At 54.0% G+C, this 21,500-nt stretch carries 22 protein-coding genes; 9 read left to right on the forward strand and 13 right to left on the reverse strand.

Going from position 1 to position 21,500, the window contains the following annotated elements; translation table 11 throughout:
• Positions 1–2 precede the first annotated feature (2 nt).
• Positions 3–1,286: a cytochrome-c peroxidase gene (locus tag ACR0IP_RS20740; RefSeq protein ID WP_480527688.1), complete on the forward strand. Its 1,284-nt coding sequence runs from the start codon at positions 3–5 to the stop codon at positions 1,284–1,286.
• A 340-nt stretch (positions 1,287–1,626) separates the two neighbouring features.
• On the opposite strand, the gene ACR0IP_RS20745 is transcribed toward ACR0IP_RS20740, so the two are convergent.
• Positions 1,627–2,637 (reverse strand): AraC family transcriptional regulator, encoded by a 1,011-nt coding sequence (locus ACR0IP_RS20745; protein WP_480527690.1) that lies wholly within the window; start codon positions 2,635–2,637, stop codon positions 1,627–1,629.
• Between the two features lie 132 nt (positions 2,638–2,769).
• Between ACR0IP_RS20745 and ACR0IP_RS20750 the strand changes: the two genes are divergently transcribed.
• The 4 genes from ACR0IP_RS20750 to ACR0IP_RS20765 all read left to right on the forward strand — a co-directional run bounded on the left by ACR0IP_RS20750 (position 2,770) and on the right by ACR0IP_RS20765 (position 8,086).
• Positions 2,770–4,167 (forward strand): amidohydrolase family protein, encoded by a 1,398-nt coding sequence (locus ACR0IP_RS20750; protein WP_480527692.1) that lies wholly within the window; start codon positions 2,770–2,772, stop codon positions 4,165–4,167.
• Between the two features lie 26 nt (positions 4,168–4,193).
• A complete protein-coding gene (locus tag ACR0IP_RS20755; RefSeq protein ID WP_480527694.1) occupies positions 4,194–4,958 on the forward strand; it encodes a DUF3299 domain-containing protein in 765 nt (254 codons plus the stop codon).
• On the forward strand, positions 4,955–6,133 hold the full coding sequence (locus tag ACR0IP_RS20760) for a carbohydrate porin (protein ID WP_480527696.1): 1,179 nt from the start codon (positions 4,955–4,957) through the stop codon (positions 6,131–6,133). The genes ACR0IP_RS20755 and ACR0IP_RS20760 overlap by 4 nt, the downstream gene beginning before the upstream one ends.
• A gap of 69 nt (positions 6,134–6,202) precedes the next feature.
• Entirely contained in the window at positions 6,203–8,086 is a 1,884-nt protein-coding gene (locus ACR0IP_RS20765; RefSeq protein WP_480527698.1) for an amidohydrolase family protein, read from the forward strand.
• Positions 8,087–8,664: 578 nt separating this feature from the next.
• On the opposite strand, the gene ACR0IP_RS20770 is transcribed toward ACR0IP_RS20765, so the two are convergent.
• Both ACR0IP_RS20770 and ACR0IP_RS20775 read right to left on the reverse strand, forming a co-directional pair.
• On the reverse strand, positions 8,665–9,885 hold the full coding sequence (locus ACR0IP_RS20770) for a PIN-like domain-containing protein (RefSeq protein WP_480527699.1): 1,221 nt from the start codon (positions 9,883–9,885) through the stop codon (positions 8,665–8,667).
• 582 nt (positions 9,886–10,467) lie between these two features.
• Complete coding sequence (locus ACR0IP_RS20775) at positions 10,468–10,674, reverse strand: hypothetical protein (RefSeq protein ID WP_480527701.1); 207 nt, start codon at positions 10,672–10,674, stop codon at positions 10,468–10,470.
• Positions 10,675–10,871: 197 nt separating this feature from the next.
• On the opposite strand from ACR0IP_RS20775, the gene ACR0IP_RS20780 reads away from it, so the two are divergent.
• Positions 10,872–11,750 carry a TIR domain-containing protein gene (locus ACR0IP_RS20780; RefSeq protein WP_480527703.1) on the forward strand — a complete coding sequence of 293 codons (879 nt, stop codon included), beginning with the start codon at positions 10,872–10,874 and terminating at the stop codon, positions 11,748–11,750.
• A 939-nt stretch (positions 11,751–12,689) separates the two neighbouring features.
• Here ACR0IP_RS20780 and ACR0IP_RS20785 read toward each other — a convergent pair.
• The 3 genes from ACR0IP_RS20785 to ACR0IP_RS20795 form a co-directional block, all read right to left on the reverse strand.
• Positions 12,690–15,026 carry a phage tail tape measure protein gene (locus ACR0IP_RS20785; RefSeq protein ID WP_480527705.1) on the reverse strand — a complete coding sequence of 779 codons (2,337 nt, stop codon included), beginning with the start codon at positions 15,024–15,026 and terminating at the stop codon, positions 12,690–12,692.
• Positions 15,023–16,609: a terminase large subunit gene (locus ACR0IP_RS20790; RefSeq protein ID WP_480527707.1), complete on the reverse strand. Its 1,587-nt coding sequence runs from the start codon at positions 16,607–16,609 to the stop codon at positions 15,023–15,025. Before ACR0IP_RS20790 ends, ACR0IP_RS20785 begins: the two co-directional genes overlap by 4 nt.
• Positions 16,610–16,692: 83 nt before the next feature.
• A complete protein-coding gene (locus ACR0IP_RS20795) occupies positions 16,693–17,082 on the reverse strand; it encodes a P27 family phage terminase small subunit (protein ID WP_480527708.1) in 390 nt (129 codons plus the stop codon).
• Positions 17,083–17,186: 104 nt separating this feature from the next.
• On the opposite strand from ACR0IP_RS20795, the gene ACR0IP_RS20800 reads away from it, so the two are divergent.
• Positions 17,187–17,351 (forward strand): hypothetical protein, encoded by a 165-nt coding sequence (locus tag ACR0IP_RS20800; protein WP_480527710.1) that lies wholly within the window; start codon positions 17,187–17,189, stop codon positions 17,349–17,351.
• A 20-nt stretch (positions 17,352–17,371) separates the two neighbouring features.
• Here the strand turns inward: ACR0IP_RS20800 and ACR0IP_RS20805 are convergent, their stop codons facing one another.
• Genes ACR0IP_RS20805 through ACR0IP_RS20820 form a run of 4 tightly spaced genes read right to left on the reverse strand, consistent with a single transcriptional unit; the run spans position 17,372 to position 18,828 of the window.
• Positions 17,372–17,692 (reverse strand): phage head closure protein, encoded by a 321-nt coding sequence (locus ACR0IP_RS20805; protein WP_480527712.1) that lies wholly within the window; start codon positions 17,690–17,692, stop codon positions 17,372–17,374.
• Positions 17,693–17,694: 2 nt separating this feature from the next.
• Positions 17,695–18,111, reverse strand: a complete 417-nt coding sequence (gene gp17 / locus ACR0IP_RS20810) for a tail completion protein gp17 (protein WP_480527713.1) — start codon at positions 18,109–18,111, stop codon at positions 17,695–17,697.
• Positions 18,108–18,542 (reverse strand): HK97-gp10 family putative phage morphogenesis protein, encoded by a 435-nt coding sequence (locus tag ACR0IP_RS20815; protein WP_480527715.1) that lies wholly within the window; start codon positions 18,540–18,542, stop codon positions 18,108–18,110. Before ACR0IP_RS20815 ends, gp17 begins: the two co-directional genes overlap by 4 nt.
• Positions 18,529–18,828 (reverse strand): head-tail connector protein, encoded by a 300-nt coding sequence (locus tag ACR0IP_RS20820; RefSeq protein ID WP_480527717.1) that lies wholly within the window; start codon positions 18,826–18,828, stop codon positions 18,529–18,531. The genes ACR0IP_RS20815 and ACR0IP_RS20820 overlap by 14 nt, the downstream gene beginning before the upstream one ends.
• Positions 18,829–18,972: 144 nt before the next feature.
• Between ACR0IP_RS20820 and ACR0IP_RS20825 the strand changes: the two genes are divergently transcribed.
• Positions 18,973–19,485: a hypothetical protein gene (locus ACR0IP_RS20825; protein WP_480527719.1), complete on the forward strand. Its 513-nt coding sequence runs from the start codon at positions 18,973–18,975 to the stop codon at positions 19,483–19,485.
• Between the two features lie 7 nt (positions 19,486–19,492).
• Here the strand turns inward: ACR0IP_RS20825 and ACR0IP_RS20830 are convergent, their stop codons facing one another.
• Entirely contained in the window at positions 19,493–19,924 is a 432-nt protein-coding gene (locus ACR0IP_RS20830) for a hypothetical protein (protein WP_480527720.1), read from the reverse strand.
• 80 nt (positions 19,925–20,004) lie between these two features.
• On the opposite strand from ACR0IP_RS20830, the gene ACR0IP_RS20835 reads away from it, so the two are divergent.
• Positions 20,005–20,496: a hypothetical protein gene (locus tag ACR0IP_RS20835; RefSeq protein ID WP_480527721.1), complete on the forward strand. Its 492-nt coding sequence runs from the start codon at positions 20,005–20,007 to the stop codon at positions 20,494–20,496.
• A gap of 14 nt (positions 20,497–20,510) precedes the next feature.
• Here ACR0IP_RS20835 and ACR0IP_RS20840 read toward each other — a convergent pair whose 3' ends face one another.
• Complete coding sequence (locus tag ACR0IP_RS20840; protein ID WP_480527722.1) at positions 20,511–20,855, reverse strand: HNH endonuclease signature motif containing protein; 345 nt, start codon at positions 20,853–20,855, stop codon at positions 20,511–20,513.
• Positions 20,855–21,481: a hypothetical protein gene (locus ACR0IP_RS20845; protein ID WP_480527724.1), complete on the reverse strand. Its 627-nt coding sequence runs from the start codon at positions 21,479–21,481 to the stop codon at positions 20,855–20,857. Before ACR0IP_RS20845 ends, ACR0IP_RS20840 begins: the two co-directional genes overlap by 1 nt.
• Positions 21,482–21,500 lie beyond the last annotated feature (19 nt).

Consider the following 21,500-nt stretch of genomic DNA (forward strand, 5'->3'; position numbering starts at 1 on the left):
GGATGGTTGCTCTCTTCTGGGTTGGGGCCGCTGCGGCACAGGATTTGCCGCGACCGTTAACCGATGATGACTTTATCCCATTTGATATGGAACAGGCCGCCGTTGGTCATCAACTGTTTTACGACCCGATCCTGTCGGGCAACCAGAACATCAGCTGCGCCCATTGCCACCACCCGGATTTCGGCACCTCTGACGGGTTGTCACTGGGCATAGGAGAAGGCGGGCAGGGGTTGGGACTGGACCGCACACCTGGCACCGGGGCGGACAGAATACGCAAACGCATCCCTCGCAACTCTCCGGGCCTGTGGAATCTTGGGGCGAGGGAGATTCACACAGTCTTTCACGACGGCAGGCTGAGTATTTCAGACGTCTACGGCAACGGCTTCAATTCCCCAGCGCAGGAGTGGCTGCCCGAGGGCCTGAATTCCCTGCTGGCGGCGCAGGCTCTGTTTCCCCTGACCTCACAATTCGAGATGGCGGGCAATGTGGCCGAGAATGAAGTCACTGGTGCGGTGCATGATCGGATCGACAAAGGCTGGCCTATTCTGGCGAAACGCGTCCGCACCGATCCACGCTATGGCCCGGCCATCGTCGCTGCCTTTGATGAGGTCGAGTCGACCGAAGACATCACGATTACGCAAGTCGCCAACGCTCTGGCCGCTTTCATGGCGATCGAGTGGCGGAGCACCGACAGCCCGTTTGATCACTACCTCGCGGGTGACACGAATGCCCTCTCGCCGGCCCAATTGGATGGGATGAAGCTTTTCTACGGCAAAGCCCGCTGCTCCAGCTGCCATGCCGGACCGCTGATGTCAGATCAGAAGTTTTATGCCTTGGGTTTGCCGCCCTTTGGACCGGGCCGCACCCGGCAGTGGGATCCCTTCGTCCGAGATGTCGGCCGCATGGGTGAAAGCAACCGTCTAGAGGATGCCTATAGGTTCCGCACCCCTATGTTGCGCAACGTTGCCCTGACCGCACCCTACGGTCACAATGGAGCCTTTCCCGATCTGGAAAGCGTCATTCGCCATCACTTGAATCCGCAGGCAAGCCTAGACAGTTGGACGCCTGAAATGGCTGCATTGCCCGAGGTGCCATGGTTGCAAAAAATCGATTTCATAGTTTGGGAGGACGATTATGAAATGGAGCGTCAACGCAATAAAAGTGACATTGTTCCGGTCCAACTCACAGAGTTGGAAATTCAATACCTGATTGCTTTTCTGCAGTCGTTGACAGGAAGTAGCGTGGGGTCATTGGAGTTTGGGGTACCTAAAGGATTTATGCCTTAGCCATACCTCACATCGGCAATGCACTGTCAGAGAAGTCATACCCTGCCGTCCTTGTTGGTTTTCTCTTTTGGGAAGATCTTGGGATGAAATGATTTGCAGAGAAGAAGACTCTGTCGAGCGTCGCGATACAAAAAAACAGGCATCTAAAACGGTATCAAACCAATTTGATCTGACAAGATAGGTCTAGATATCTGACGCACTGTTCTTGTGAGTGGCGTGTTTCCAGTATGGGACAATTTCCCCACTGCGATCCTTGAATAGGGCTCCAAAAATCCGTCGCAAATTCTTGTCGACCCGCACTTTATATGAGGGTGCAAGCGGTCCCAAAGTTGCAACGAAATTACGCACCAAGGCGGAATTTGGTCGGTGTCATTCCGGTTTGACCTCGAAAAAAGCGAGTGAAATGGGACTTGTCGGAGTAGCCAAGGAGTAGACCGATCTCAGCAATTGTCATCTTGTCATCTCTGAGGTGCTCTCTAGCGACATCGACGCGCAGCCGTTTGATTTCGCGGGGGAGTGTTGTGCCTTGTTGTTGAAGCGCTTTCAGAAACCGTTCCGGCTGTATTCCCAGTAGTCCGGCCACAACCTCTGGCCCCAGATCGGTTTCGTCCAGTTTGTCGCGTAAGACGGATCGCAAAGCGGCCACCACCGTTACTTCTTCGTTTTGTCGAGCTGAAGCTATGGGTTTGGCGGAACCCTCAGAGGCATGGAGCAAAAACAACCATTCCACAGGAAAACTGATTTGCATTCCGGGATCAGGTCCCAAGCCAACCTCGATCCCTTTGTAGTTGACCGGTAGACCCGTAATATAACGGCTTTCCCATCGCACACGCGAAGAATCCCAGGATTCTCCGACGACAGTCTCCAGGAGCCGTACATAGATCGCGGCTCCAAAACCGGTCACTTGAATGGGCGGGACAGCGGGTTCCTGTTGCCTCTCGATACGATAGGTTGCTTTGTCTGCTTCGATGACAAGGCTGTGCCGCACCGAATTGGATTCCTGCGGGACAAGCCCAACAAAGCGGGTAAAAAACTCGAACAGCGAGTTTGTTGATTGCAGGGCCTGAGCGAACGGAGGCCATTCCCGCAGGTCAAAAGTCTCTCCTACATTCAGGCCAAGGTATCGATCCCCTGATACTTCTGAGAAAGCATTTACCAAGCCGTAAACCAACTCGGAGTGAACGAACACGGATGGGTTAGTCATCAGTTCAGCTTTCAAGCCGACCTGATCCAATGCTGGTTGCGGATTGATCTTACGTTCGGTGAGATATTGCAGAAAGGGAGCGGCTAAAGAGAGGCGAACAAAGCCCTCGCTATGCTCTCGGGAGGTGGAGTTGAAAGGCAAGCTCATAACCCTTGTTGGATTAGCTTTAAGAAGTGGCCATTTTTGCAGTCACATTCGTACATCCTAATTCAAAAGGGGCAACCGAGCCAATGAATTCCAGACTATAGTTGGCAAAACATGAATATGAAGGGAGTACTTATGTCCGGCTTACGAATGTCTCTTTGCTCGACGGCAATTGTCGCGGCAGTTCTTTCTTTTTCGGCGACCGCGCAGGCTCAGGATCAAGAAGAACCCCAAACGCTGTTTACCAACGTGCATGTCTTCGACGGTGTGAATGAGCAACGCATTGAAAATGCCAGTGTTCTGGTCGAGGGCAATCTGATCAAGTCCGTCTCAACCGATGCCATTGATGCGCCGAGCGCGACGGTTATCGACGGCGGTGGGCGCACTCTGACACCGGGCTTTATAGAGAATCACGCGCACCTGATGCTCATGGGGCCATCGATTGCCGAGATGGAAACCAACTCGACCTGGGAGGATTTCGCCATCCACGGGACCCGGATGGCCGAAATGTACCTGATGCAGGGCTTCACGACCGTTCGCGATGCCGGGGGCGCTGGCGGCGGGCTGCGGCGCGCAATTGACGCCGGCCAGATCGTCGGCCCCCGCTTTTATCCTTCCGGGGCATTTCTCGGAACACGTGGTGGTCACGCCGATTTCGCATCCTTCACATCTCCGCCGGGTGGGGTGACCAACTTTGGGACTCTGAATATGGCCCAACAGGTCAACGGTGTTGACGAAATTTACATGTATGGCCGCAACAACCTGCGCATGGGTGCCACGCAATTGAAGTTCATGCAATCAGGTGGGGTGATTTCGGCATTCGATCCATGGCAGTTGCTCGCCGGTTCGAAGGAAGAGATTGAGGCCGCTGTTCAGGTTGCCAACGAGTACGGCACCTATGTCATGGCACATTCCTACCGCAAAGAAGCGATCATCAATGCCCTGAATGCAGGGGTCAGAACCATTGAACACGGATTTCACTTTGACTGTGAGATTTCTGCTTTGATGAAAGAAAAAGGAGCGTACATCACGACGAACATCACAGCATTTGATCCAGGCCTACTTGATGTTCCGTCCGTGAAAAACAACCCCAACAGTTTGAGGAAGGCCAAATCGGCCTCGGCGACATTCGAAGCCTACATTCCCAGCATGAAAGAATGCCCGGCACCGCGTGGTTTCCAAACCGATTGCGTGGGTTCGGTCGAGGCGTGCAACATCCAGATCGCCTACGAGAAGCATCTGAACAATCATTTCTTCGGCCCCTACGCGTCGATGATCACCCTGACTTCGGTAGGTGGCGAGATCGCGGCACTCAGCGGTGATTTCATGAACCCCTATCCGGAAGGCAAACTGGGTGTGATCGAAGAAGGCGCCTATGCCGACATCCTGCTGATAGACGGCAACCCCCTCGAAGACTTCTCTGTCGTTGGAACAGGCGATCAGTGGTTCGGTGCGGACCCGAGGCCGGACAGCCCGGAAACAATCCGCCTGATTATGAAGGACGGTGTGATCTACAAAAACACACTGGATTGACCAGATAAAGCAGCCGGAGAGCATTCATGCGAAATTGGTTTTGCTCCGCAGTATTCGCAGGGTTGGTTTTGTGCGGTTATGATGCTGCGGCGACGCCTGGAACCGCGTTGGACTGGGCAGATCTGCCAGATCCGTCTGCGCAGGTCTTTGATGACCCCTATCGTGAACTCAGCCCCGAACAGTTCGACGATGTTCTTTTCGTTGTTCGATTGCGTGGCAGGCTGCAGCAGGATGGTGGCAGCGAAGAAGAGCGGCAAAAGTGGCAAGTACTTTTGACCGAGACTGAGGACGCCTTGGCTGCTGAGGGAATTGATATCGACTGGCTGCTCGATCAGCGCGAAGTTGTGATGGAACGTCGGAGAAAGGCGGGGACAAACGGAAATCCGCAATTCGATGGTCAAACAATCACCCTGGCTGGTTTCGCCATTCCTGCTCCGAATGATCCAGACGGGCGGCCTGTTGCGTACCTGGTGCCGGAACGCGGGATGTGCAGCCACATGCCGCCACCTCCGCCCAACCAGATGATCCGTGTGCGGTTGAACGGGGACTGGGCGCCCAGCTATTTTCATGAACCTGTTCGGCTGACGGGCATGCTGACCATCGATCCGTCTGTTCAGAATATGATGGTTGTGGATGGCCAGATGCCGATGAACGCGACTTTCCAGTTGGAAACGGAACGTGTCGAAACTCTGGAAAACAAGGCGGACAGGCTGGAATGGAAGCAGCGTGCCGCTGATCGCATCCGTGCGGCGGGCAATCGCAAGACCGGTGGGGCAAGGGCGTCTGAATGATAAGACTACTGGCTGCTACACTAAGTATTGCTGTCGCTGGCGCCGCGTCGGCGCAAGGACTGTCCGGGCCCTCTTCGGTCGAAGCTGATCTTACCCCCGGAGATGGGCTCACCGACCCACAATACCGTTCCGATTTTCCACGCAACATCGCACCGGGTTGGTTTGAGTGGAAAGACCGACTCGCTGAGGGTGGGTTTCGGTTCAATATTGATTACCTGGCGTTAGGCCAAACCACGAATGCGGATCTGGGAACCGGCGAAGCGGCCAGCGGAATTGCGCGATTCTACGGGAGTTGGCAGGCAACTGAACAGGGTTCCCTGACATTCAAGATCGAAGACCGGCACAGCTATACCGATGTGGCCCCGCAGTTTCTTGGGCTGGATGGCGGAGCGCTTTCGATCACCGGGACAGCCTTCAACGATAGCGGCCTGCTGCTGACCAATCTGTTCTGGACCCAAAGGGCCGAAAACGGTTCGTGGACGCTGCAATTCGGGCAGATTGATGTAACGGACTTTGTGGATATCTATGGGCTGGTCAGCCCCTATAGTGGCTTCCAAAACCTGTCCTTCAACACCAACCCAACACTTAACGCACCCAACCCAGGTCTTGGTATTGCCGGTGGGATCAAGCTGAGTGAAAACTTCTACGCTGTCGCGAGCGTTGCAGATGCAAACGCCGATCCGTCTGATCCAAACTTTGATGTGTTCAGCGACGGCAACCTCTTCAAATCGCTCGAACTTGGGTACACGTCAGGCTTTGATCGCATTTATTTCGACAATGTCCATCTGACCCTCTGGCACGCGGATGCGGCCGAAGATGGCAGCCGGGCGGAAGACTATGGCGCTGCGTTTTCTGCCGCATGGTTTGTTGACAATAAGTGGATGCCGTTCTTTCGGGCAGGGGCCTCAAAAGGGACCGCAGCGCTGTATGACCGGTCGGTTTCTGCCGGTCTGGGTTACTATGGCCGCAATACCGATCTGGCAGGTCTCGGCCTGAACTGGGCCGATGCACGAGGCATAGATGGCGATCAGTTCACGCTGGAAGCCTTCTACCGTTTTTCGATCTCACCCGGGCTGCAGATCACGCCGTCCCTGCAGTACATTTCGAACCCGCTGCTGAACCCCGCTCAGGATAGCATTACGCTGTTCGGCCTGCGAACCCGGATCGTTTTCTAGTGTGGGTCGAAAGCAGACGTCAAAAGCGTTGAAATATGCAATTCTGCTGATCAAAGGGAGGATCTATCCATGCGTACCTTGTTTCTGGCTGGCACGTTGTCCGTGTTTTCCACTTTCTGCGTCGCGCAAACCTACGACGTGGTCATCCTCAACGGTCGGGTAGTGGATCCGGAAACCGGGTTCGATCAGATCGCCAACGTTGGAATAAGCAATGGCTGGATCACTGCTGTTACCGACGAAGATATTGACGGCAGAGAGGCAATCGACGCGACAGGGCATGTTGTGGCGCCCGGGTTTATCGACCTTGAACAACACGGGCTGGATCCTTGGGGTATCAAGGTCAACCTTCGCGATGGCGTTACGACGCAAATGGATTTTGAGGTCGGAGCCGCGAATATCGATGAATGGTACGCTGCGCGCCAAGGCGTGACGCAGGCAAACTATGGCACAGTCGTTGGACAAGAATTCGCGCGGATGCGGGTACATGACGGCCTTGTTCTGGAAGGTGGGGACATCGACTTCCGGAACTTCTTCGCACTGCGGGCACAATCCGTGGAAGACGGTGTCGAGGGCTGGTCGTCGGTTCCAAGCAACCGCGAGCAGATGAACGAAATCACTGCCCAACTGGATGAGGGGCTTCGTCTCGGCGCACTCGGCGTGGGATCGACCATCGGCTACGCCCGCGAAGGCATCACAACCTATGAGATGTTCGAAGCACAGCGGGCCGCTGCGCGTTATGGTCGTCTAACTTCGGTGCATCACCGGTTTCATCCCAGTGCTTCCACACCTACTGAGACACAGACCGGGGTCAACGAAATCCTGGTCAATGCGATGGTGCTCGACGCGCCGCTACACATACATCATGACAATGATTATGGGTGGTGGGAAAATCAGGAAAAGCTCCAGATGGCCCGCGACCAAGGCTACAACGTCTGGTCCAGTTACTATCCCTGGACTGCTGGATCGGGAAACTACGGCGCTTCGATCATCGCCCCCGAAAACTGGGAAGGGTCGATGGGGTACAAATACGAAGACACTATCTTTGATCCCCAGCTTGATCGCTTTGTGACTAAAGACGAATTCTTGAGCTTCGCTGAGAATGAACCGGGACGGACGGCCATTGTTTTTAGCCCACCAAGAGAGCAATGGCTCAACGATTGGATCACCATCGCAGGTTATGGCATTTCGGGTGACGGTATGGCCGGGTTGGATATCGAGGGCAACTTGATGAGTTGGGACGCCCCTTACGAAGACTATGCCGGGCACCCTCGGTCCGCAGGCAGTCACGCGCTAGTCTTGAGACTGGCTCGCGAAGCGAATGTGCCGCTGATGCTCACACTCACTCAGCTGAGTTACATACATGCGAAGCGATTGGGTGACACTGGCTTGCGTGCAATGCAGGTGCGTGGGCGTATGCAAGAATGCATGGTCGCGGATATCACGATTTTTGATCCGGAGACTGTGACCGAAAAGGCGAACTATACTCTTGGTCAGCAAGGTCTGCCGTCAGAAGGCATTCCGTATGTGCTGGTTAGTGGAACGATTGTTGTCCGGAACAGCGAAGTGCAGCGGGATGTTTATGCAGGGCAGCCGATCCGGTTTCCAATCGAGGAAAGCGGGCGTTTTGTTCCGGCTGGTCGCGAGCAGATCATGGGTATCCTCACACCGGACACCGGCACGGCCCGTCCAACACTGCTTGATGATATAACAAACAGTGAAGCCAATATCGCACCCGCTGCGCCACCAACCAACCAATTTGCATCGGTAGAGCCGACCGACCCGTTTGATTGGTTTACGCCTCGCAACGGTTTAGATGACGGTGCCTTTTTCTTTTGCGTCGTGCATGCTCGCTTCGAGGACCCTGCGCAGGCAAAACGCGACTATGCGAAGGCCATGATGTCAAAAATGGGAGGGCCTAGGCCTAATCAGTCGGAACAACGCAGAGCAAACTAATACGTAGAGTCTTGGAGCAGTGAAAAATGAAAGCCTACTTTAGGCTGAGATCGATCATCATCAACCAGTCAGGTTACGGCAGCTTTTCCCGCAAGGCAGCTGTTCGTAAGACCGGATCGAATGACCACTCTGAGCCTAATGTGTCAAATGCTGCGCCGAAGCCAAAAAAAAACCGCTTTGCTTGACTCCAGGGACGAAACTCCTTCGCGCGCAACTCAGTCTCTCGCGGCCAGTTCGCCGCATCAGAACGCTCTAGTAACGATTTGGGTCGAGATCGAACGCCCTTCCGCAAAGTCGTCTGCCAATTGCTGATAGTTCGTTTACGAATATTGCCGTCGCCCAAAGCTCCTGTATCGTAGACATCTTTTCCGTATAACAGAAGCGGAGGCCCAGCCGACATCGTTTCATGCGCAGTACAACAATAGGTGCTAGTCGCGTAAGAACTTGATACTTTGTGGGGAAAGGATGGTGGGTGATGAGAGACTCGAACTCCCGACGGATCGTTAAAAATCAATGAGTTAAATGTGGTTTTGTAACCGTGTAACCGGCCCTAAAATGGACCGGATGACGTTGGGTCACTAGTCAAAAACGCCAGAGTTGTTTTGGGGTCGCTTAAGATCAAATATCTGGCGTTCGCACATAGCTAATGAGACTGTTAGTTCCTCTTGCATGTTTGAAAGTGCCTTTATCTGGTCCTTGTCGGCGTCATCGCCAATAAGATTCCAAAACTCCAGCCTCTCTTTCACCCGACTAATCTCGTTTTGTAGCTCAGACCGACTTTTGATTAGTTCTTTTATGACAGTAGATTTGTTCAGCGTATCCACGTGATTGCGTGCTCGTGATACCTCTTCCATAAATTTGCGTCTGTTTGGAGAAATCCGCTCAAGAGTCCGCATTGCCGCTACAAGGGCCTCTTCATTTAGGTGCTTGGTGTAGTCAGCTTTAACTTCATCAAGCGTCCCGGCGCTTACCTTAGAGCCCAACTGCTTTTCCGCAAATTCAATGAACTTATCAGGGGAGTATATCATTATTGTGCGCTGAGTTTTGCTGCAGAATTCGTCAATCAACTCGGGTCTTGGCGCGATGGTTCTGCTTCCGTGTTTCTGCCACCAGTCCTCCTTCGAGTCGTCAGTCACGAAAATTACGTCTGTCTGTGCTTCTTTGGCTCTGTCAATCGTCTGTTTCCAGACTATCAGGTCGCCAAAATTCCTACGCTTGTCCGCAACCGTTTTGGGGTCTTTAACCTTGTTCTTATCTTTGTAGCCCGGCGGGACGTTATCCGCGTAACGAGTTGCGCCCTCGTCGAACAAGGCTTGCATTGTATCAGAGTCGTAGGGGTCCCCGACGCAACCCTCAAAAACGTTAGCAAGCGTGTTTTTGATGTCGTCGCGGCTATACCTGACTACCTGAGCATTTTTGCTTTTTTCGAGTTCATTGGAGATTTTCTTAAGAACCTTTGAAAGCTCATCATGGCTTGCTTTGGTGAGAAATGGATGTCTGTTCGTTCCAGAGAACCGCTTTTCGATCTGTTCGAGTTCCGCCGCTACAGACTTGTAAGCCTGCTCTTGTTCATCAATGACAGTTATGCGGTTGGAAAAGTATTCATATGCGCACTGTTCAGGAATCCAAACACGCTCACGAATACTATTGAGGATACGAACAAATTCAGTTCGCGTCTTATCGGAATACCGATACAGGTTGAGCAATACATTGGCGTCAAAGACAAACGTCGCAGACTGCCAAAGCTCGTCAATGGTTTCCTGAGTTTCGCTAAAGTGGCCTCTGAATTTGGATCGCATTGACTGCCCCTAGAATCTTTTTGAGACTGTGATCCGGCGGGGCCGAGAGTGCAACCCAAAGAAGAAACCCGCCAGCTTGCGCCGGCGGGTATGTAGCTCGATAGCTATAGGAGTATTGAGCTGTATCCTTATCTGGCTGGGGGGAAGGAGGCCACTATGAAATCGTTGCAAATGTGCAACATCTCAGATCGTTGGACTCGCAAACGCCTGATCAATCCCCACGTAAATAAAAAGGGCGTTGATGCGCCTTTGCAGAAAGAAGGTGAAATCGCATGCCTAAGTTTTCGCTGCTTGTTGTTGCGACCGCCGCTCTGATTGGTATCGCATCCACCGCATCTGCAATTCCATGCTGGAGCGGAATTGTAGCAAACCCTGATATGTGCCTGGCTCAAACAGCCGATGGAGATCTCACACGACTGAATATGTGGGTCGATTACATCCTGGGTCGCTAAGCCTGCAAACGTGATCGGCTGCTACGGCGGCCGGTTACACCAGTATTTTGCTGGTTAGTTACATAGCCATCTCATCAAATTTGTAGCGAATTGTTGGTGGTGGGGTTCCGGCGATCCAGAAGGCATCCGCTTATGCCGTCTCGGCAACCTGAGCGTCATCCAGCACCGACACTGGCCAGATGTTTCCGGTCTCACCCAGAGCGGTGACAATCTCAGTCTCAGGGTCTGTGCCGCATTCTTCAAAGGGGCGCGCGACCAGCTTTTGCAGTTTGGCTTTCAGTGCTTGGTAAACGTGATCCGGCAGATAGACTTCTTGGGGATTGTTGGGGGTCTGCACGAGACTATTCCTCTTATTCGTGATTTGGTGCGTGCAGAATTGCATAGGTTGAATCTGATGCGCAAGCGGAAAAGCCTCGTAAGTCATTGTTTTTATTGTAAGTAAAGACTTACTTACCGCTCTACTTTGAGGTTTCCGTGTCTGGACATGTGCGCTCAGCTTGTTCATCTTGCGCCCGAACTGACATTGAGGAAAATATGTATAACTTGTTTGTATCTGGGGACACTGAAGCTTGGGATGAAGGTGTCTGGACGATAGAAGCAGATCGTTGCGTCAATCGATACGAATACACTGAGGAAGAAATAGTTGCTGAGATAGGTGAACTTGACCGAAGCTCCCTGACGGCACTTTCAAGTTACCCATGTATTTTTGCCTACGAAGCAGCTCGAAAGAAAGACCCGAGTTTTGGCCGAATTAAGGAAGCCGTCGTGCGGCAGGGGAAGGTTCGAGTGTCCTTTGAGCTCCAGCCCTGCCGCCCCTTTCTGACCTACGATCACTTCACAGAACTTGAGTTCGAGTTGGACATTCGAAAGTGGGAGATGAACCGGACGCATTGGGCAGTGAAAGATGTCCAACTCGATTCAGAACTCAAAAAGTTAGGCATCCAGTTGCCTAGCTGGGCAAATTCATTTGGCGGGCCGGTAGACGTCGGTAGCCACCAGTTCGAAGTGGCTCTTTCTTTCCCGGGCGAAGCGCGCAGCTTGGTAGAACCGGTAGCCGCAGAATTGGAACGCCTTATGGGTAGAGACACTTACTTCTATGATGCGAACTACCCTGGGCAATTGGCAAGACCATCGTTGGACACCCTTCTTCAATCCATATACCGTGAGCAATCGAAACTAGTCGTTGTTTTCATTGGCGCTGACTACCAGCGCAAAGACTGGTGTGGAATCGAGTTCAGAGCCATTAGAGATATCATCGCGAAGCGCGCGCATGAACGTGTCATGTTCGTCAGAACTGACCCGGGTAAAGTGGATGGTGTATTCGATACAGACGGATACATTGATGCTACTAAATTCTCGCCTGAGCAAATTGCAGAGTTTATTCGCGACAGAGCTTCCCAAATCACGCGCTGAAAATATGAACCCCACGCCGGTTGACTTACATCGCATGATGATCCGGCGTGGGGTTCGGAGAGGGCATAGTTGGAAGCCAGCCCTGATTGTTATATCATAACAAATAGGTCATTAAAGTTCAAGAAGAACGACGCGTTCTTGGTGATTCTCAGCGACGCAGTGCAGCTCTTCCGGAAGCGCTTTTATGTTCGTTTTCTTCCAGTTACCCCGGATCAGTTTTGGCCACGGGGTGACAAGTGCTTTAAGAAGTGATCGTGCTTTCATATCCACCCTATCTTCTGCGCGCTCGCTAAAGCTCGCTCTTGGGCGCTTCGCGCCCACCGTTTGTTTCATCTAGCCGGGACAAGAACGAAGAAATGCACAGAATAAATAATATTCAATAATCCCTGCAGAAATAGGACTTTCCCCCTAGGAATGCTCAAAGCAAGTTCTGGGCATTCCTAGGGGGATGTTCTGCATATAACAGGTGGTGAAGAGCTACTAACACTAGGTGGCTTCCATTGACCTAGCAGCGCTCCGATCCCGGTCTTTCGACCAAGCGGTTACAGTCTTTCGACTGAGCATCACGCCCGGCTTTCCTCCAACCAAGACGTGATCGGTTGTTGTGACCCGAGTCTATGCCCGTCGCACATTGCAACCGTCTTTCTGTGCCATTTCGACCTAAGTCCGGCGGCGACCATTTGGGGCGTCCGGTGTTCTCCACCGGGGAGCGATCCAAAATGATCTTTCCTGCACCTTCCAGCTAGGCGACTCGCTGCCCGGTCATGTTCCCGGTGCTGGCGTTATATGTTGGGCTGGTATCTCGGCGTCGGCGAGCGTCATCGAAAGTATCGGCTCGGACCTGACTGTTTTGGGCTTGGTGCTTTGTGCTGCCTTAAAGGCAAGAACTATAATACCAAAAGCTGGAATCGGTCACAAGGCGAATTTCAGGAAGACACCCTAACTCCTGTTGTTCCCAAGATTACCGGGTCGGTTTTGTCGGCGCAGCTCATCGACCACAACGCCCCTCAAGCTGGCCTCAAGCTGCCGGGCCATCTTGTTCGCCAGCTCGTCGTTTTGCGCCGGTGTCCCGCCGCTGGAATTCACAGTCACCGGGGATGAGATGTTTACCACTGGCGCAGCAGCAGCGCTCACAGACTCAGAGCGCGCCGCTGAGACGGCTTGAACGGGTGCCCGGCCACCCACGTAGCCGCCAGAGGCGTAACCACGCTTAGCGGAGCTGTGAAGCGCTTCTAGGTTCCCAGCGCCAATACGCCGGGTCGCCTCTTTACTCATGACGTATTCTCCGCGGTGAACAACACCAGCCGGTTCATATTTTGCACCGTCGCCGGTATAGCCACCTTCGGCGAACAATCCGCCGAGCAATGCACCGGCAGGGCCACCGACCACGCCACCAATGACTTGCGCAAACAGCCGCTTGGCAGCCATTGCGGCTAGGTCTTTGGCAAGCCCGGCCAAAGCCTCACGGGCAGTCATGGTGCCGGTCACTATCCCGGTAAACGCATCGGCGGCCTGATTGGTGAATGCAGCCCGTGCGTCATCCACCTGTTGAAACTTCTGCGCGGTCTGTTCAGCGGCATTGGCAGCGTCGGTGTATCCGCGCGCTAGGCCTCGGACTTCTTCGCGCAGGGCAGGGGTGATCTGCTTGCCGGATTGTTGGGCCATGTGTAGCAGCTCAGCCTCACGCCGTGCCGTGGCAATTGCGACGGAGTATTCCTGACCAGCGCTCGCAGATGCGATGAACGCGGCAGACTCAAGCTCAAGCAATGCGATTTCAGAACGCAGCGATGTCGCCATGCGTTCGAATTCGCTTTGGTTTCTACCAGCGCCACCACTCCGGGTGTTTTCGGGTTCGCCCATCATCGGCGGCGCAGCTCTGGGCCGTGGTGATGAGGTTGGCGCGCGATCAGAGGCAGGCTGATTGCCTTCGAAACGCCGGCGCTCTACCTCGGCTAAGCCGTCGCCTCGGCCAGAGGATGTGTAGCCGCCATTGCCCGGCAATTGGGTTTTCAGCAGGGATGCCTTGCCAATGGCTCTATCCAACGCATCGCCGATGCCACCGATAGCAGAGATCACGTTCGAGAAACGGGCATCGTCGATCTCGGCCAGCTCGGCGGCCACGTCACGGGCTTCACCAACAAGTTCGCCGATCTCGGTTTCAAATTCGCTGGCTTCGATCTGGCCGTTCTCAAGTGCATCCACCAGCCGTTTCAAATCACCCATGATATCAGCCAGGGCGAAACGCGCGTCTGTGTTGTCGATCTCGAAAACACGAACACCATCCGGGCCGGTCATGCGGTTGATCAGGTTGAACAGCTCATCATACGTGCCGTGTAGGTCGCGCAGATCATCGGCATGGGATGCAATAGCCGCCTTGTTACCTTCTAAGCCTTTGGCAAGTTCCTGCCCCAGAACAGCCTCGGCACGTTCGATGTCACCAAAGATGCCTTCAAGGTTCTTCTTGGCGCTGAGAATGCCTGAGACACCCTCTGCCATTGAAACGGCCAGCTTCTTGCCGAATGCGCTGATCCGGGTGTTCAGCTCATCGAATTTGCGGCTTACCTCATCTGCCGACGCAACAACCTCGTCATTCAGCACCGCACCGAGTTCATGCGCCTTGTTGATCGTGTTGCGCAGTTGGGCATCACTTCGTTCCATCAGGGCAACAAAGCGTTCGCCACCAGTGCCACCGAAAAGCTCATCTGCGACACGAATGCGGCCTGCGGTGTCCAGACGCCGGGAACGCTCAAGGATTTCCAGCATCAACTCAGACGGCTTTTCCAGCCGCTGTTCTAGCTGCTCTGCACTGAACCCAAGGCGCTCGAACATTTCAGCGCCGCCACCCTTGCCGGTCTTGATGAACTCATCGGCGCGGATGTTCAGCTCTTTGAATGAGTCAACCATTGCATCAATTTCGATGCGGTTCTGCTGCGCTACAAAACGCCATTCCTGATGTTCCCTGAGTGACAGCCCGGCGCGTTTGGCCTCGTCGCCCATTTTTGCCACGCCCTTTGCGGTGTCATTTATTGCCCTGAGCGTTGAGGTGGATGCGATACCAGCGGCCAGCGGAACAGCCATACGCGCAAAGCTGGCGGCGACGTTCCGGCCCATCTTGGAATAGGTGGCATCTATCTTGTTGGCGGATTGCTGTGCGCGGCGTTCCATTCTTTGTGTCCCGCGACGTTGGGCGCGTTCAGCGCGCTGTAAGCCTTTCTCAAATTTGTCGATCCGGGCTTCGATAGGGACGATTAGACCGGGCAGATTTGCGTCGTTCATGCTGCTTCCTCAAGGACATCCGCCAATGTTTTGAAATTGGGGTCGTTGTATTTTGATTGATTAGATTCTTGTGCCACGGCACGATGGACTGCCATCGCTGCTGCAATGGCACCGTCAATGCGATCAGTTGTTTTTCCTTTGTGCATTCGCACTAGGCCGTTCGTTTCGTTCCGACTGGCGACCACGCTGTCAAAGTGATGCCTTAGGATGGGGTGCCCATCGTGACGAATGAAACGGCCATTCACAGTGCGTTCCAGATCACCGATAGCGACACCCATACTCAATGGAGCTTGGCGTAGTTCAACTACCGGTAAGCCATCATCCAATAGGTGCTGCATGATTTGGCGCGCAAGGTGTGGGTCAAAGGCGATCTCTTGCACCTTATGTTCCTCGGTCAATTCGCGTATGTGATCCTCAACTACATCCGGGTCGATGATGGGGCCGGGTGTAGCTGTAAGCAGCCCTTCGTCACGCCAACGTTCATAGGGAACATGGTCGCGGTCACCGCGCTCTTTTAGGTCTTCACCGGGAACAAAGAACCAAGGCTTGATGGTGATCTGGTCATCGTCGTGCCTCCATGCAGCCACAACGGCCGCCGTGTCACCGTTCTTCGCCATATCGACACCGATCCAACACGGCAGCGCCGCAAGATCGGTTTCATCGTCATCGAACTTCCGGGCGTCGTATGTAGCCATACTAAACAGCGGATCACGGCTGTTCCCGTGCCAGATGTTCAGATTGTATTGCTGGAAACTATAGCGCTCTGCAGGGTGATCCTTTGCTTCTTTCGCAAGTGAACGCAGACCGGACAGGCTTGGGAAGCCGTGTTTCAGGCCGGGGTTCACGCGGTGCCATACATCTTCTTCCTGCCAATCGTCATCGGGTTCTGCAGCAAAGATGATTGGTAAAAACTCGGGGTTGTCGATCTCACCTAGAGCAACACGCCGGGCGTAGTCATACTGTTCTGCCGCAAGCGTTTCGTGGCCGCGCCCTGCGGTAGTGGCGATGACCAACAGGCTATCGTCAGTCTTTGCAAGGCCCGACTTCAGTGCTTCCCACAGATCCCGCCCTTTCCATGCGTGTATCTCATCGGCCAGAACAAAAGCCGGGGTGGTGCCGTGCTGTGCGCGGCCATCGCTGGACACGGCGCGAAGACGTGCGCCGCTATCAAGGTTGGTGATCTGTTTGGCGCTGTTGAATGCGTCGTGAATCCGCGTAGCAGCCACAAGGCGCTTGTCCTGCCGAATAATGTCGGCGGCTTCTCGAAAGCCAATGCCCGCTTGCTCCCGGTCAGACGCAGCAAAGATCACCTGACCGGCAGGCACCTTTTCAGGGCCAATCACATGCAGCAATGACAAGGCAGCGGCCAAGCTCGTTTTCCGGTTGCCACGGGGCAGCATCAGAAACACCGTTTTGACGATCCGGCGGCCATCAGCGTGGCGCGGCCCATAGATGCGCCGCACAATACGTTCCTGAAACGGTGCAAGCTGGAATGCTCGGGGGTGCCTGTCGTCGTTGGCGGCTTTGAGCGCACGGTTATCATTCACCGCTGCCGGGTGGCGCAAGCGCTTCAAGAACTTCACAGCCCGTTCCCCATGCCCAAGAGGGTCTGGGATTGAGCTGCCGTCATTGATCCAAGCGGGGTATGTGCTGGCTGCGCTCATAGTCACACAGCCAGAGGATTATCGGCATCATCGTCATCCGACTGAACAGCACCGATCCGGGCACGGCTTGTCGGGGTCAGACCGTATTCGGCGGCGAGCTGGCGGGCTGTTTGCATGTAGCGGATTTGAAGCCCGCACAATTTGAGGTCAGGCAAGACGCCAGCGCTCATGGTGTCGGCAATCAATCTGGATGCACCAACGGCCACGCAATAAGCCTCTACGCCTGCCATGTCGGCTTTGGTGATGACGCGCCGTGCGATGAGCTGCGGCATTACACGACGCCATTCTGCCTTGGCGTGTGCTGAAAGGTATTTCGGCACCGGCGGCGCTTTGGTCAGGGCTTCTTTATCAGGGGAAAGGGGCGGCTTGATGCCGCGCGAATGCACACTCATAGCCAATTCCAATTTCGACTTGAATTTGGACCACCTGAACTGTTTAAAGCGCAGAAAGAAAACAAAAAAGTAGGTGTGAGCCGATGTGTGGAATGAGCCTTGGAATGAAGGTTAGCCTTATTGGTTGCGGAGCAGTTTTCCTTTTTGGGGCGGTATCGTTTTGGGCAACTTGGGATAGTGACTTTGTCCCGCACGCCGACCCCGAAAAGAATATTGAAGAAGTCAGCGAACAAGTTTTTGAGGGGGCGAAGGAAGGTTCTAGTGAGTAGGTGGAAATAGTCTCTCGACATCATGCGGCCACCACAGAACAGCGCAGCTCTAGGCTGCGCTTGCGCCCCAGCTCTGCGATTTCGTCAATTTCATAGGTGATGCGGTCCAAGGTCACGCGGTCTGCCGTCGTGAACCCGGACATATACCGGATGCGGAACACGGCACTGCCAGAGTCACTTTCACCAAAGCCGGTAAGGTATTCTTCGGCGCTGAGCTGCACCAACTCTGCCCTGACGGTTGCGACAGGTGCCCATGTCCTTTTTGTCGTTCCAGACGCGAGCACAATTTCAGAGGCACGCTCAATAGTGATCTGCCGATCCAGTTTGCCAGCTCGGATCATGGTCACGGCCTCCACCGCACAACACCCGACACCGTCGCAACGCCGTGGCAGTATGCCTTTTCGGGGTCAGGGTCGCGCATGTATTTGAAGCTGGGGCGGCCATAGGCGTCGATATCGTTCTCGACCAAATCAGGCGCATCCCAAAGCGCATTCACAACGGCACCGCCGATCTGTTGGGCCATATCCGCGCCGTCTTCGATTGCCCAAACATGCAGGTCCAGCCAAACACGCGTCAGCCGCCATTCACCAGACTGACCGAGATTGGCGGTGTCAGGATTTGCCAGAATGACGCACGGCAACTTGTCCGGGCGTGTTGATCCGGCCCGGATATGGTCAGAGGGCACAAGGTCGGTAACTGCTGAGCTGGCGATCAGTGCCGATCTGATTTGGGTCTGGAATTCAATGTCAGGGCTGATCATGATTTACCCTCTGCTGCTTTCTTGATTGCTTGCCCGACAGCGCGGCTGATGCGCCGTTGCGCACGGGGTTTCGCCAGCCGGGCACCGGGCCGCATGAACGGCTGGGCCTCCTGTTTGACCGTGCCGAATTCTTGCAAGTGGCCGTGCCGCACATCCTCATTGCCGACAGTCACAAGCGCTTGGTTGGGGCCAGCCGTGCGCTTGCCGCCGCCCTCTGCATAAGCCGGGGTGGTCTCGCCCGGTGCAGTGACTTCGATAGAATCTTTCAAGTCACCCTCATCAACGGGCACCAACGCGCGCATGGTGGCGGCGTATTCCTCAGCGCTTTTGACAAGGGCAGGGCGCAGAGCTGCAACCACCTCTTTCGGAATGGCGTTCAGGCGATCTGATAGCAGCTTCGACTGTTCTGTCAGGCTCTTATTCTTCGACATAGCCAGTCACCGGAATCTTGTATGGGGAAAGCAGATCACGAACACCAAAGGGGATATGTGCAGTGGTCATGCCGAATGACGCGGCCTCACGTTGCTCATACCAATATGCTGCAAGCTGCAATGCGGCTTCGGTAAGGGGTGCTTCACCAGCTACAAAGGGCGTCCCGGTGTAGTGGCCGATCCATGTTTCGGCTGCGTCCAGCTTGTGCGTCAGCAGGGCATCATCAAGATCATGGTCAAGGTTGAGCTGCGATTTCAGCAGCACCACAGGTGTTTTGGCGGTCATTTTTTACTCAGCAAACCATATATTTGTTATATCATAACATAATCAGCTAACCTTATGAAGAGTCGCAAATTAATCCGCTGGGACTTATAGGATTGTCGTCAATTTGATGCTGTATATAGTTATTCAAAACCTAAGAGGATCGCCTTGAGACTCCACGATATCGTCGCTTCAACTTTGGCAACCGTAATATGCTCAACTTGCGCAATAGCAGGCCCTTTGTGGCAACCGTCAGACTTTGACGGAGCATTTGTTAGAATTGTTGACGATGCCACCAACGGTTGTTGGACGAATATTGGCGAAGTGCGCAAATATGCTGAAGATCAATTGGCGTTAGCGGGTTTCACAGTTGTTGAGGAACCTGAAAAGAAGGCTGATTTGCCACTCCCGCTTTTGCGTGAAAACTATACTGCTTACTTACTTCACGTGAATGCGTCTCGGCAGGACAATGGTGTGTGTTTTGGTTACTTGAGCTCATCGTTTTGGGGAGCTGTTGCGCCCGGATACGACCAGAGCAAGTTAATAGTAGGCCAGATTGGCCCACCATATGTCTGGTCGGTTTGGAACAAAGAAAACCTTAATCAATACATGTATGATCAGGTCAAAGACACAATCGAAGCGTGGGTGGAGTTGGGCGAAGTGAGTGGCAGTCCCAACTAGTGCGCACCTAGTTCTCTATTGAAAAAGTTATTTTCGACGTGTCTTGCGCGGAGGTCCCCACGCCGGTCCCCTCAAAGGCCCCAAAGTTCGAACCCACCCCCGGTCTTTTGGGCGTGTGGCATGTGCGATTGTCGGCGGCGATACGCGGGCGCTTGGTCATTGCAGCGCGACTGGATTTCCTGTTGGTCGCCAGTTCTTCAGGGGACGGCGCATCTGCGATCAGCTTGCGCATTCGATCCATAACAAATGCCATGTCAAAACCTGCCAAAGCGCAGACGGTATCAAGATACTGATTGGGTTGTGTGAGGTAGCGTCTGGCCACTCTGATTTCACCCATCTTGTTTTCTGGTCCAGTGATGCCAATGGGGCCATTCAGTGCGTCATCGACGACACGCAGCAAGACTTCCTGCCACAGTGATTTTTCGGGGTTGTAGCTCATGTGCTGCCCACCATACTGGGTCGCAGCACAAGTGCTCTTACCGGGCGAAACAGTAAGTGACCTAAGAAGGAACAACGCATTTGGATTTGACTACGATTGGCGCAGCGATTGGCTTGGTGTCCACTGCAACGGGCGCGACAACCAATGCCGTCGCGTTGGCTGAAAAGATCAAGGGCTTGGTAAACAGTGGCGATCCGCAGGACAGTGGTGAAGCGGCTAAGCTTTTGGGCAATTTGGCGAGCGAGCTTACAAGCGCGAACATTATGAACCTCGAACTTAGTAAACAGTTGAAAACGCTCAGCCAAGAGCTTCAAAAGCAAGATGAGTTTGAGAAGCAGAAGGCACGGTATGAGCTTTTCGAAACTACATTGGGTGATCTGGTTCTTCGCCTTCGCCAAGACCGAGCCGACGGGCAACCGATTCACTACGTTTGCCCTGTATGTATGAACAAAGATAAGCTGATTAGTTTTGTTACCGGTGATCAGTATTACAAGAACTGCCAGACAAACCGAGAGCACGGCTTTTCTTTTGCTCAGCAACCAGACCTCTACAGCGGCTCTTCCTACATTTGAACTATCTCGTTGCATTAGCCATGTTGCTCCTGCCGTTGCTTGTGGCGGCTGTGACAGGACGTGCAGAGTGGTTGCCAGTTGGATTGATCCCAGAACAGGCGCATGTCGCCGCGATGGGGGATTATGTGGTCAACAAGCGTGGCCTTGGCTCCACAGCCGGGCCATGCGCAGCGATCATTGATCTTTAGGAATGCATCGCGGGCTTTGCGCCATTTGCTACCATAGCCACGTGCTGATGCAGTGGGGCGGTTCGCGTCATAGCGTTTGTTCCGGGCGCGGGTGCGCGCGATCTGACAGGCGCAGCGCTCACCATGCGGAACAATGTTGCCGCACGTGCAGAGATGAGGCGGGCGGGGCATCAGATCATTTGCCCTTCACGATAGGCACTGAGTGCGCGCAGGCTTTCCAGCCCGGCACGGTCAAACTCAGGATCAAGGCCGTTTTCAAAGTTCGCTTGGCGTTGTTCCTCGGTCGGGCCTTGTTCTTCTTCTTTGGGTGCGCCGTGGATAGCCATGAGCTTGCTCATGTGGGCTTCAAAGGCGTCAGTTATTTCTTGGGGCGTGGCGTTCCAAGCGGTCTCAGGCGGCCAACCCATCCAGCCGGTTGCATAGCCGTAGAGATGCTTGAACAGATCGACCCAAGCTAGACTGGGACCGTTTGAGCTACCCTTTGTTCGATCATCGTCATGAATGGGTAGTAAGGCAGTCAGGAACTCGAATAGGGCGGCGTGTGTGGCATCAACAAACCCGGACAGGGGTTTGGTTGCCATATCAGCAAACAGTGTGTCAGCGGCGCTCTTTCCAGCCCCAGCAGTGATGATCTGCCAGACTGTGTATGTTTCGTATTCCTCAAGCTTGCGTAGCAGCTCAGGGAAGCCTCCGTGTAGCCCTTCAAGATGTATGGCAGCCCGCAAAGACGGGCGCAGGAATACAGTGTGACCTCCGTATTCCAACGCGATTGCGTCATATGCGAGCTGCGGTTTCATGGATGTTTCATGGATTGGG

The sequence above is a fragment of the Ruegeria sp. AL11 genome (genome assembly GCF_056540865.1).